This window comes from Stenotrophomonas sp. YJH_SMC_40 (genome assembly GCF_059368615.1).
Genome location: NZ_JCAFRX010000002.1, coordinates 475,178 through 488,035, shown reverse-complemented (window position 1 = coordinate 488,035; position 12,858 = coordinate 475,178). Strand labels below are relative to the sequence as shown.

Annotated in this window: 8 protein-coding genes; 2 read left to right on the top strand and 6 right to left on the bottom strand. The window is 67.4% G+C overall.

The genetic code is table 11. The annotated features are described in order from the left end of the window. Window positions 1-115: 115 nt before the first annotated feature. On the bottom strand, window positions 116-2,407 hold the full coding sequence (locus AC5P6X_RS05215; RefSeq protein ID WP_005410971.1) for an NADP-dependent malic enzyme: 2,292 nt from the start codon (window positions 2,405-2,407) through the stop codon (window positions 116-118). Window positions 2,408-2,637: 230 nt separating this feature from the next. Next, entirely contained in the window at window positions 2,638-3,981 is a 1,344-nt protein-coding gene (locus AC5P6X_RS05210) for a dicarboxylate/amino acid:cation symporter (RefSeq protein ID WP_005410972.1), read from the bottom strand. A gap of 332 nt (window positions 3,982-4,313) precedes the next feature. Between AC5P6X_RS05210 and AC5P6X_RS05205 the strand changes: the two genes are divergently transcribed. After that, on the top strand, window positions 4,314-5,483 hold the full coding sequence (locus AC5P6X_RS05205; protein WP_005414426.1) for an OprO/OprP family phosphate-selective porin: 1,170 nt from the start codon (window positions 4,314-4,316) through the stop codon (window positions 5,481-5,483). Window positions 5,484-5,549: 66 nt separating this feature from the next. Further along, complete coding sequence (locus tag AC5P6X_RS05200) at window positions 5,550-8,192, top strand: hybrid sensor histidine kinase/response regulator (RefSeq protein ID WP_329757019.1); 2,643 nt, start codon at window positions 5,550-5,552, stop codon at window positions 8,190-8,192. 637 nt (window positions 8,193-8,829) lie between these two features. On the opposite strand, the gene AC5P6X_RS05195 is transcribed toward AC5P6X_RS05200, so the two are convergent. From AC5P6X_RS05195 to AC5P6X_RS05180, 4 genes are read right to left on the bottom strand one after another with little or no spacing between them, the layout of a single operon-like run. Beyond that, window positions 8,830-9,480, bottom strand: a complete 651-nt coding sequence (locus AC5P6X_RS05195; RefSeq protein WP_005414428.1) for a response regulator — start codon at window positions 9,478-9,480, stop codon at window positions 8,830-8,832. A gap of 28 nt (window positions 9,481-9,508) precedes the next feature. Then, window positions 9,509-10,564 (bottom strand): ABC transporter substrate-binding protein, encoded by a 1,056-nt coding sequence (locus AC5P6X_RS05190; protein WP_005414429.1) that lies wholly within the window; start codon window positions 10,562-10,564, stop codon window positions 9,509-9,511. Further along, the gene (locus AC5P6X_RS05185) at window positions 10,561-11,952 is read right to left on the bottom strand and encodes a sensor histidine kinase (RefSeq protein WP_108270528.1); all 1,392 of its coding nucleotides are present in this window, start codon (window positions 11,950-11,952) and stop codon (window positions 10,561-10,563) included. Before AC5P6X_RS05185 ends, AC5P6X_RS05190 begins: the two co-directional genes overlap by 4 nt. Next, a complete protein-coding gene (locus AC5P6X_RS05180; RefSeq protein ID WP_019662067.1) occupies window positions 11,945-12,634 on the bottom strand; it encodes a response regulator transcription factor in 690 nt (229 codons plus the stop codon). The genes AC5P6X_RS05185 and AC5P6X_RS05180 overlap by 8 nt, the downstream gene beginning before the upstream one ends. Window positions 12,635-12,858: the final 224 nt, after the last annotated feature.

Below are 12,858 nucleotides of genomic sequence, written 5' to 3'. Positions count from 1 at the left end.
TCGGCGTCCGAATCAAGAGCAGTCGACTAACAGTCGACTCTACCCGTTTCCGCTTTGCGGAAACAAAAACGCGCCCCGGAGGGCGCGTTTCTGCAGCTGTCGCCGGAAAGAAGGCTTACGCCTTCTTTTCCGCTTCCAGCTGCTTCCTGATCTGCGCATCCACCGCTGCAATCGCGGTCATGTTCAGGATCCTGCGCGAGGTCGCGCTGGTGGTCAGGATGTGCACCGGCTTGTTCACGCCCATCAGGATCGGGCCGATCGCCACGCCGTCGGTGAACACACGCACCAGGTTGTAGGCGATGTTGGCCGCTTCCAGGTTCGGCAGCACGAACAGGTTGGCGCGACCCTGCAGGGTCGAGCCCGGCAGCAGCTTCTGGCGCAGCGCTTCATCCCATGCGGTGTCGCCCTGCATTTCACCGTCCACGTTCAGACGCGGGTTGCGCTTGAGCAGCAGCTCGCGCACCTGGCGCATCTTCAGCGCGTCCTTGGAATCGTGGCTGCCGAAGTTGGAGTGCGACAGCAGCGCCACCTTCGGCTCGATGCCGAACAGCTTCATGCGGTAGGCCGCCTGCAGGGTCGCTTCGCACAGCTGCTCGGCGGTCGGGTCTTCCTGCACGTGGGTATCGACGAAGAAGAACACGCCCTGCTGGTTGATCACGCCTGTCATCGCAGAGGTCGAGGTGACCTTCGGCTCCAGCGGCAGCACGCTGCGCACGTAGCCCAGCTTCTTGTGGAAGCGGCCGACGATGCCGGTCAGCATCGCATCGGCTTCGCCACGGGCCACCATCACCGCCGCGATCAGGGTCGGGCGCGAACGCATCAGGTTCTTCGCCGCGGCCACGGTCACGCCACGACGGCCGGTCAGGCCGTGGTAGTACTGCCAGTATTCGTTGAAGCGCGGGTCGTCGTTGATGTTGGTGACTTCAACGTTCTCGCCGATCTTCAGGCGCAGGCCGAGGCGCTCGATGCGCGATTCGATCACTTCCGGGCGGCCGATCAGGATCGGGTGTGCCAGGCCGTCGTCGACCACGTTCTGCACCGCCTGCAGCACCACTTCCTCTTCACCTTCGGCGTACACCACGCGCTGCTTGTCGCTGCGCGCGCGGTCGTAGACCGGCTTCATCATCAGGCTGGTGCGGTAGACGAACTGGGCCAGCTTGTCACGGTAGGCGCCCATGTCCTCGATCGGGCGCGAGGCCACGCCCGAGTCCATCGCGGCCTGGGCCACGGCGGCCGACAACTCCACCAGCAGGCGGCGGTCGAACGGGCGCGGGATCAGGTATTCACGGCCAAAGCTCGGCGTCTCGCCACCATAGGCCGAGCCCATGTCGGTGGCCGCACGACGGGCCAGCGCCGCGATGGCACGCACGCAGGCGATCTTCATTTCCTCGTTGATCGCGGTCGCACCCACGTCCAGCGCACCGCGGAACAGGTACGGGAAGCACAGCACGTTGTTGACCTGGTTCGGGTAGTCCGAACGGCCGGTGCCGATGATCGCGTCCGGACGCGCGGCGCGCGCCACCTCCGGCATGATCTCCGGGGTCGGGTTGGCCAGTGCGAAGATCACCGGGTCCGGCGCCATGGTCTTGACCATGTCGGCGGTCAGGATGCCCGGTGCCGACAGGCCCAGGAAGATGTCCGCGCCGTCGACGATCTCGGCCAGGGTGCGCTTGTCGGTGTCGCGCGCATAGCGCTGCTTTTCCGGATCCAGGTCGGTACGACCGGTGTGGATCACGCCCTCGCGGTCGAAGGCCAGGATGTTTTCCGGCTTCAGGCCCAGCTGCACCAGCATGTTCACGCAGGAAATGCCGGCCGCGCCCATGCCCGTGGTCGCCAGCTTCACGTCCTCGATCTTCTTGCCGGTGATCGCCATGGCATTGAGCACGGCCGCACCGACGATGATCGCCGTGCCGTGCTGGTCGTCATGGAACACCGGGATCTTCATGCGCTCGCGCAGCTTGCGCTCGACCACGAAGCATTCCGGCGCCTTGATGTCTTCCAGGTTGATGCCGCCGAAGGTCGGCTCCAGCGAGGCGATGATGTCGACCAGCTTGTCCGGGTCGGTTTCATCCACTTCGATGTCGAACACATCGATGCCGGCGAACTTCTGGAACAGCACGCCCTTGCCTTCCATCACCGGCTTGCCGGCCAGCGCGCCGATGTTGCCCAGGCCCAGCACCGCGGTGCCGTTGGAGATCACCGCCACCAGGTTGCCGCGGGCGGTCAGCTCGCTGGCCTGCTGCGGGTCGGCCTTGATCGCTTCACAGGCGTACGCCACGCCCGGCGAATACGCCAGCGACAGGTCGCGCTGGGTCAGCATGGGCTTGGTAGCGGAAACCTTGATCTTTCCCGGCGGAGACATCCGGTGGTAATCGAGGGCGGCCTGTTTGAAATCTTCGTTGGACATCGATGTGGGTTACATGAATGGGCAGAAGGGACAGGGGATGATACCCCCGTTGGAGCGTCTGGACCTGTCGCTATCCTGTCGCAGGCATGCTGCGACTGCACAATTCCGTGCCGTATGCGACGGTACCGGGATGCCAGCATCGGCGCCCCCGATGACAGCCATGGGACGCCCTGAAACGCCGCGGGGCCGTACCACTGTCGTGATCGGCCCCGCGGTACCACACACCTGGGTCAGCCCTTGGCCGGCAGCGCCTCGGGCAGTGCGTCCACCGGCGGCGGCAGCTCGCTTTCGCGGCCATCCAGCGCCAGCTGCAGGCGGTTGCGGTCCAGCGCGCCTTCCCAGCGCGAAACCACCACGGTGGCCACCGCATTGCCGATGAAGTTGGTCAGCGAGCGGCATTCGCTCATGAAACGGTCCACGCCCAGGATCAGCGCCATGCCGGCCACCGGTACCTCCGGCACCACCGCAAGCGTGGCGGCCAGGGTGATGAAGCCGGCACCGGTGACGCCGGCCGCACCCTTGGAGCTGAGCATGGCAACCAGCAGCAGGGCGATCTGGTGGCCCAGGGTCAGTTCGGTGTTGGTGGCCTGGGCAATGAACAGTGCCGCCAGGGTCATGTAGATGTTGGTGCCGTCCAGGTTGAACGAGTAGCCGGTCGGGACCACCAGGCCCACCACCGACTTGCTGCAACCGGCGCGTTCCATCTTCTCCATCAGCGACGGCAGCGCCGACTCCGACGAGGAAGTGCCCAGCACCAGCAGCAGCTCGGCCTTCAGGTAGCGCGCCAGCTTGAACACCGAGAAGCCGCACAGTCGGCAGACCACACCGAGGATCACTGCCACGAACAGGAACGCGGTGAGGTAGAACGAGCCCACCAGCCACGCCAGGTTGACCAGCGAACCGACGCCGTACTTGCCGATGGTGAAGGCGATGGCGCCGAAGGCACCGATCGGGGCGGCCTTCATCAGGATGTGCACCAGCTTGAACACCGGGGCGACCAGCGCCTCCAGGAAGTTCAGGATCGGCTTGCCCTTCTCGCCCACCGAGGCCAGCGCGATGCCGAACAGCACCGCGATGAACAGCACCTGCAGGATGTTGCCGTCGACGAAGGCGCTCACCAGCGTCTTCGGAATGATGTCCATCAGGAAACCGACCAGGGTCAGGTCGTGCGACTTCTCGACGTAGCTGTGCACCGCGGTCTGGTCCAGCTCGGCCGGGTTGATGTTCATGCCGGCGCCGGGCTGTACCACGTGCGCCACGATCATGCCCACGATCAGTGCCAGCGTGGAGAAGAACAGGAAGTACGCCATCGCCTTGGCGAACACCCGGCCCACCGTGCGCAGGTGGGTCATGCTGGCGATGCCGGTGACGATGGTGAGGAAGATCACCGGCGCGATGATCATCTTCACCAGGTTGATGAAGGCATCGCCGAGCGGCTTCATCTTCTCGCCGATCAGCGGTTCGTAGTGGCCGAGGATGGCGCCCAGGACGATCGCCACGATCACCTGGAAATACAGCTGGCGATAGATCGGCAACGGCTTTGCAGGCGCCGGGGCTGCGGTCGGGATGTGCATGGCGGACTCCGGAAGGGGCGTTTTCAGGCACGTACGGCCCCGGGACAGCACGGGAACCGTTACCGTGGAAACTGATCGCAGGCCCTGTGCTGCATGCGCAGGAGGTGCGACCAATGGACGCCTTTGTACGCGCCGGGCACGCCGGCGCAGATAACCTATTGGTACTAGCCCCCCGGTTCAGGTGGCGGCGATGCCTACACTGGCGCCGCACCGCCCGATCCTGGGGAGGCCGGTGGCCCGTGCTGAACGGCCGGGCGCGTCATTGCGAAAGTTTCGGCCCCTGCGGCCGTTGTTGTCCTGTCCACACGCAATCTGAGAGAGCCGCACCCAACATGCGCCCGATTCCCACCTTGCTGGCCCTGTCGCTGGCCGCGCTTCCCGCCTTCGCTTCGGCTGCCGATTTCGACAACTGGCCGACCAAGTACGCCTTCGGCGACGGCACCGAGTTGGCCGCTACCGCCAACATCGCCTACGACTACAACGATTTCTCCTCGGGCAGCGGCCTGGAGGACGACGACGCCGTGCGCCGCAAGGAGTTCGGTGCGACGCTGAAGAAGAAGGGCGTCTACGACGCGATGGTCTACTACGACTTCCAGTCCGATACCTGGCTGGACGTGTTCGTGCGCTTCGAGAGCAAGGCCTTCTTCGGCCGCGATATCGGCCGCTTCCGCTTCGGCTATATGAAGACCCCGGTCGGCCTGGATGCGAACACCTCTTCGCGCGCCGGCAGCTTCCTGGAAACCGCGCTGCCCGTGCAGGCCTTCTACGAAGGCCGCCGCACCGGCGTGGAATGGGTGCTGGAGCGCCCGCAGTACCTGCTGCAGGCCGGCGCCTATGGCGGCAAGGACCTGCAGGGTGACAACCCCGGCACCACCCAGGCAGTACGTGCGGTGTGGACCCCGGTGAAGGCGCCCGGTGACGTGATCCACCTGGGCCTGGCCTACTCGCAGGAAAATCCGCGCGGTTACAGCGATGGCCGTGACGTGCACCACGAGGCCAGCGCGCGTCTTCGCGCACGCCCGGAAGCCGGCCTGACCGACATCCGCTACGTCGATTCCGGCGCCCTGGTCACCGCCGACCAGATCCGCCGCACCGGCCTGGAAGGCATCTGGATCCGCGGCCCGTTCTCGCTGCAGGCCGAAGCCCTGCGCGCCACGGTCACCCGCCATGACGGCAAGCCCGACTACACCGGCAGCGGCCAGTACGCGATGGCCAGCTGGGTGCTGACCGGCGAGTCGCGCCCGTACAACGCAGGTGCCGTGGCCAACATCAAGCCGGCGCACGACTACGGCGCGGTGGAACTGGTGGCCCGTTACAGCCGCATGGACCTGGACGATGGCAGCATCCTTGGTGGCCGCCAGCACGACCTGACCCTGGGCGCGAACTGGTACCTGACCAGCCACTTCAAGTTCCAGGCCAACTACGTGAAGGTCGACGCCAGCCGTCGCGGTGTGCACAGCACGCCGGAGATCTTCGAGCTGCGCGCGCAGATGCACTTCTGACCCCTTCCACGTCAGATCCCGGCGGGCGTGCACGCCACGCCCGCCGGCCCTGCGTAGACTGCCGCCATGTACTGGCTCAGCCGCCACCGGATGCTGTTGCTGACCATCCTGGTGATGGTCGGTGGCACCGTGCTTTGTGCGGTCGCCGCCGGCCACTACGCCTGGCGGCGCGCCCTCGGCGAGGAAAGCAGCCAGGTGCAACGCCAGCTGCAGCTGTACGGCCAGGGCCTGCAGCAGCGCATCGACCGCTTCGGCACGTTGCCGCAGGTACTGGCGCTGGATCCGGATCTGCTGCACGCCCTGCGTGTGCCGCCCTCGCCCACCGAACAGCAGCGGCTGAACCTCAAGCTGCAACGCGCCAATGAAGTCACCCGTGCCTCGACCCTGACCCTGGTCGGCCATGACGGGGTGGCAGTGGCGGCCAGCAACTGGGACCAGCCGACCAGCAACGTCGGCGAGAACTACAGCTACCGCCCCTACTACCGGCAGGCACTGGCGCAGGGCCGCGGCCGCTTCTACGGCATCGGCATGACCACCGGCGTACCCGGCTACTACCTGTCGCAGGCCATCGAGGAAGACGGCAAGCGGCTCGGCGTGGTGGTGATCAAGGTCGAGCTGTCGGCGCTGGAACAGGAATGGTTGAGCAGCCCGGACGTGGTGCTGGCCAGCGACGACCATGACGTGGTGTTCCTGGCCAACCGTGACAGCTGGCGCTACCGCCTGCTGCGCCCGCTGGGCGCCGATGAGCGCCGCGAAATGCTGGACGCCCGCCAATACGCCGACCGCGCGTTGCAGTCATTGCGCGCGCGTACTGAAGACGTGCTTGCCGATGGTGGCCGCATGGTGCGCCTGCTCGATCCCGCACTGCCGCAGCCGATGCTGTGGCAAAGCCTGCCGCTGCCCGCCGAAGGCTGGAACCTGCATCTGCTGCACGACGCCAGCGCCGCCACCGCCGCCGGTCGCGCGGCCGCCCTCACCGGCGGTGCCGCGTGGCTGGCGCTGGGCTTCCTGGTGCTGTTCGTGCAGCAGCGCCGACGCCTGGCCAAGCATCGCCTGCGCAGCCGCCGCGAACTGGAAACCCTGCTCAAGCAGCACGCACAGGAACTGCGCACCGCACAGGATGGCCTGCTGCAGGCGGCCACCGACGCCGACAGCGGACTCAGCCGCAGCCTCGAACACCTGCCGCAGGGCGTGGTGGTGATCGACCGCGAACTGCGCCTGGTCGCGTGGAACTCGCGCTACCTGGAACTGTTCCGTTTCCCACAGGACCTGGTTCGCGTCGGCCGGCCCATCGAGGAACTGTTCCGCTTCAACGCACGCCGTGGCCTGCTCGGTCCGGGCCCGGTCGATGAAGCAATCGAGCGTCGCCTGAACCACCTGCGCAGCGGCCGCCCGCACATGCGCGAGAGCGAGAAGGACGACGGCACGGTGCTGGAGATCCGTGGCAATCCGCTGCCTGACGGCGGCTTCGTCACCAGCTATGCCGACATCACCAGCTACAAGAACGCCGCGCGCGAACTGCGCTCCCTGGCCGATGCGCTGGAGCACCGCATCGCCGAGCGCACCCATGATCTGGAAGAAGCACGCCGCGAAGCCGAGCAGGCCAACCGCTACAAGACCCGTTTCGTTGCCTCGGCCGTGCACGACCTGCTGCAGCCCCTCAACGCGGCGCGCATGTTCGTCTCGGTGCTGCGCGGCAAGCTGAGTGACCCGGCGCAGCAACAGACCAGCGACCACATCGATGCTGCATTGGCCGCGCAGGATGCGATCCTCAACAGCCTGCTGGATATCGCGCGCCTGGAATCGGGCAGCCTGCCCACGCGCGTACAGGCGTTCCGGCTCGGGCCTTTGCTGCAGACGCTGGCACGCGAGTTCGGCATCGCCGCGCAGTCACGTGGGCTGGTGGTCGACTGGGTCGATACCGCTGCGGTGGTGGTCAGCGATGAAGCGCTGCTGCGCCGCATCCTGCAGAACTTCCTGTCCAACGCACTGCGCTACAGCGAACGTGGCCGCGTGCTGCTCGGCTGCCGTCGCCGCGAAGGCCTGCTGTGGATCGAAGTTCACGACCAGGGCCCCGGCATTCCCGATGCGCTGCAGGGCGAGATCTTCGAGGAGTTCCGCCGCCTGCACGACGGCCAGCAGCGCGGCGCCGGCCTTGGCCTGGCGATCGTCGACCGCATCGGTCGGCTGCTCGGCCACCCGATCCGCCTGCGCTCGCAGCTGGGCCAGGGCAGCGTGTTCGCGGTGGGCGTGGCGTTCGGCGAAGCCAGCGCGATTCCCGCTACTGCTCCTGTGCCGGTGCTGGTGCAGGAACCGGCCGCGGACAATCCGCTGCGCGGTCGCCGGGTGTGGGTGATCGACGACGATCCGCACGTCTGCGCCGCCAGCCGCGCGCTGCTGGAGCGCTGGGGCTGCGAGGTGGCGCTGGCCGACGGCCCGCAGGCGGCGCTGCAGCTGGCGGCAACAGGCGCGGTGCCGGAACTGGTGCTGCTGGATGTGCGCATGGGCGATCACCACGGGCCGGTGCTGTACGAGACGCTGGCCGAGTTGTGGCAGGCCCGCCCACCGGTGGTGCTGGTCACCGCCGAGCGCGATGCGGGATTGCGTGAGATGGCCGCCGAGCGCGGTTGGGGAATGATGGCCAAGCCGGTGAAGCCGCCGGCGCTGCGGGCGTTGATGAGCCAGTTGTTGATCCGCCATCGCGGGTAGTTTCCAGCCAACGGCGCAGCCCCTCGTGGGTGGTCGCACAAAGCAGTTCATCGGTGGGGCCGGGCAGATGGGCTGCACAGGGGCCGCTGCAAGTACGTCCCTGTAAGCTCGGTCGCCGCATCCATCCGGCTCACGCCCCTGTGCAGCCCATCTGCCCGGCCACGGACACGTTCCGTGCGCGTCCACCCTCGGAGAAGAAAAAAGATCAAAAGCGGGTCGCGCGCTGCGCTTGCTCGTGTAGAGCCGAGCCCATGCTCGGCCTCACGGACGGGCCGGAAAGCAGCCGAGCGTGGGCTCGGCTCTACGAAAAATGGCCTGCCAGGCTGCCTTTGCTTTTGATCTTCTTTTCTCTTCCGTGGGTGACAGGCCACCGAAATCTGTCAGAGGTCGGTCGGGTTGGGTGCGCGGGGGTGTCAGCCGCATGGGCCCGAGGCATGCCTCGGGCGGGTTGGGCAGGACGCCCAACCCGGGTCTTGCCGTGTGCGCAGGACAGCGCACACGAGCAAGCGGCTGCCAAGCCTCCAGGGACGGATTCACGGCGTCCCCCGCGCACCCAACTCGACCGGCCCGCTCGCAGCTTCTGCTTTCAGCGACCAACCCAAACCCACCCACGAGGGGCTGCGCCGTTGGCTGGAAACTACAACCCGATGCCGGCGTCGCCCTCAGGCTCCAGCGCCTTCACCAGTACCGCTGCCTGTGTGCGGCTGTGGCATTCGAGCTTCTTCAGGATCGCAGTGACATGTACCTTCACCGTGTTCTCGGCCAACCCCAGCGTGTAGGCGATCTGCTTGTTGAGCAGGCCATCGGCCAGGCACAGCAGTACCCGGAACTGCTGCGGGGTCAGCTGGGCCAGGCGGCTGGCCAGCAGTGCGTCGGCCTCGGAGCGTTCGGCGGCCATCGCCGGGAACCACAGGCCACCATCGAGCACCGCCTGCACCGCCTCGCCGATGGTCTCGGCCGGAGCAGACTTTGGAATGAAACCAGCCGCGCCGAACTGCTGGGCACGACGGATCACCCGCGGATGGTCGTTGGACGAGAGGATCACCACCGGAATGTCCGGATGCGAGCCGCGCACGTGCAGCAGCGCGGAGAAACCGTGTGCACCGGGCATGGTCAGGTCGAGCAGCACCAGGTCCACGTCCGGGTGCGCGTCGAGTGCTTCGGCCAATGCCTCGGCGCTGGCGACCTCGCGCACCTGCGCCAGCGGCAGGCTCTGCCGCAATGACTGCACCACCGCCGAACGCAGCAGCGGGTGGTCATCGGCGATCAGGATGGTGTATTCGCTCATGCCGCCATTGTACGGGCAGGCCGGAGCCTCAGCGCCCTGCCGGCTCCACGCTGCTGCGCCAGGCATCCAGGAACTGGCGGCGCTTGAGCGCGTCCAGGTACACCAGCAGGCCCGGGCCGAGCTGGATCGGGCGGCGGCTGCGGCCGGGCGCATCGTCGCCACGTGCGTTGCCGGTCACGATCGGCATCAGGCGTGCCTCGCGCGACAGCACCTGCTGGCCACGTGGCGACAACAGGTAGTCGAGGAAGCGCCGGGCTTCTTCCGGGTGTGGGCCGGTGCGTGGAATCACCGCGGTACGCAGCACCACCAGCGTGTAGTCCTCGGGCTCCACGATCGCCAGCGGCGCACCCGCGTCGATGCGCGCCTGCGCGTAGGAGCCGAGCACGTTGTAGACCAGCGACAGCTGTCCGCTGGCGACCTTGTCCAGCAGCACGCCGGTGCGCTCCTCGCGCACCACGTCGTTGTCGCCCAGCGCGCCCAGCAACGCGCCGGCGATGCTGCCACGCTGCGCATCCTGGGTAGACAACAGGTAGCCGACACTGCTGCGCTCAATGTCATAGGTACCGACCCTGCCGCGCAGCGGTGCTCCCTCCGCGCGCAACCGGTCCAGCAGTTGCCGACGCGTGTGCGGCACCTTCGCAGCCGGCAGTGCGCGGGTGTTGTAGACCATCACCACCGGCTCGTAGCTGATGCCGAAGGCCTCGTTGCGCCACTGCGCCCAGGCCGGTAGCGCAGCGGTCTGCGCCGAACGATGCGGCAGCGCGTGGCCGTCGTTGACCAGCTTGGTCTGCAGGTCCATGCCGCTGGAGATCAGCAGGTCCGGCGATGCCGGTCCGCCGCGGTCGTGCAGGTACCGCGCGTACAGGTCCTGGGTGATGATGTCCTCGTACACCACCTCAGTGCCGGGGTGCAGCCGCTGGTAGTCGGCAATCACTACCGCGAACACTTCGATGTCGGTGGTGCCGTGGATGCGCAGCTGCGCAGTGGCCTTTGCCTGGGCCGGGAAGCGGCGCACGTCGCCCGGTGCTGCAAGCACCGGCAGGGCCAGCAGCAAGGCAACGGCAGCAGCGAACAGGCGGATCATGGCGTACTCCGGGGCAGACGGATGGTGGCGACCAGCCCGCCCTGCGGACGGTTGCTGAGGTCGATGCGACCGCCATGGCTGTCGACCACGCGCTTGACGATGGCCAGGCCAAGCCCGGCGCCGCCGGACGGCGCGCCTTCGCCACGGGCGAAGCGCTCGAACACGCGTTCGGCATCGGCGGCGGCAATCCCGGCACCGTGGTCGGCGATGGTCAGCACGGCCTGCCCGCCTTCCACGGTCAACGCGATCTGCAACGGACCGTCACCGCCGTACTTGAGGGCGTTGTCGACCAGGTTCTTGATCGCCTCGCGCAGCAGCAGCGCATCACCGTGCACCTGCACGGGTTCGGCGGTCATCGCCAGTTGTACGCGCGGTGCCGGGCCGGCCTGCGGCAGTACTTCATGCAGGGCCTGGTGCACGGTCTCGGCCAGGTCCACCGCTGCAAAGCGCTGCAGATGCGAGCGATGGATCACGCTGGCATCGCTGAGCAGCTGGTTCAGCAACCGGCTCATGTGGGTGGCATTGCGTTCGATCGCCTGCAGGCTGCGCCGCATGTCCTCGGGGTCGTCGTCATCCAGCGCCAGCTGTGCCTGCGCGCGCAGGGCAGCCAACGGCGTACGCATCTGGTGCGCGGCCTCGGCCATGAACGCGCGCAAGGTCTCGTTGCTGCTGGACAGTCGTTCCATGAAGCGGTTCAACGCCGCCACCATCTGGTCCATCTCGCGCGGCACGCGCGCATCCAGCGGTTTCAGATCGGACGGCTCGCGGCGCGACAGCTCGCGTTCCACCCGCACCAATGGCCGGAACGCGCGATGCACGCCAAAGGCCACCAGCGCCAGCAGCAGCCCGGACAGCACACCGATCGCCAGCAATGCACGGTTGACCATGTCCTGCGCAACCGCTTCACGTGCACGCCGGGTCTGGCCGACCTGCACCTGCACCTCGCCCTGCGCCGACGCGGCGGCGAAACTGCGGCCGACCACCACGAAGCGCACGGTCTCGCCGCTGTACGCCGCATCAAACAGCTGCGGTTGCGTGCCGGGCCGGCGCGGTGGCGCCGGCAGGTCGCCGTAGCCGGTGATCAGGTTGCCGCGACTGTCGGCGACCCGATAGAACACACGGTCTTCCGGGGCCATCGCCAGCAGGTCCAGCGCGGCATAGGGCAGATCGACCTGCCACTGGCCATCGACCAGGGCCACCGAATCGGCGATGGACAACGCCGAGGACACCAGCAGGTGATCGTAGGAACGGTTGGCGGCGCGCTGGCCATAGCCGCGCGCCGCAAACAGCAGGGCCACCGCGAACACCGCCAGCAACGCGCCGAGATAGAGCAGCAACGTGCGCCGCAGCGAGCCCGGTGCGGCATTCGCGGTACGCGCGTCAGCCATCGGCGTCGGCGCTGCCGTCACTGGCTTCCAGCAGGTAGCCAACGCCGCGCACCGTGGTGATGCGCAGCGGTGCGCCTGCCAGCTTCTTTCTCAGGCGACCGACATACAGCTCGATGGCATTCGGACCGGCTTCGTCGTCGAAGCCGAACAGGCCGTTGCCGATTTCGTCCTTGCCGACCACCTGGCCGAGGCGGCCGACCAGGATCTCCAGCAACCGATATTCGCGGTTGGGCAGTTCGATCGGTTCACCGTCGAGGCTGACCCGGTGCGCGGCGTTATCGAACTGGAAGCCGCCGATCTGCACCACTTCGCTGGCCTGCCCACGCGCACGCCGCAGCAGCACGCGGCAGCGTGCTTCGAACTCGCGGAAATCGAACGGTTTGCCCAGGTAGTCGTCGGCGCCGACATCCAGCGCCTGCACGCGGTCTTCGATGCCATCGCGCGCGGTCAGCATCAGCACTGGCGTGCTGTCGCCGCGCTCGCGCATGCCGGCCAGCACGCGCAGGCCATCGAGCTTGGGCAGGCCGATATCCAGCACCACCAGGTCGAAGCTCTGGTAGCGCAGCACGCTGGCCGCCGCCAGGCCATCGGCCTGCCAGTCCACGGCATGCCCACTGCGGCGCATGCGGCGGATGATCGCATCGGCCAGATCCGGGTTGTCTTCGACCAGCAGCAGGCGCATGGGCACGGGGGTGGGAAGGGAAACGAATGCTACCGCATGCCGCTGCCGCGCTCGCCGCGCCCCGCCCGGAGGTGGCAGCGGGCCGCTTTACGCTGCACCGCACAATCCGTTGACAGGACGATGACAGCTTGCGCGACCCAGACTGCGGCCGCGCACCGTCCGGTGCCCACGATTGCCGCGCGCCTGGCGCGCACCTGGGAGGGTTTGTGGAATTCACGTTTGCC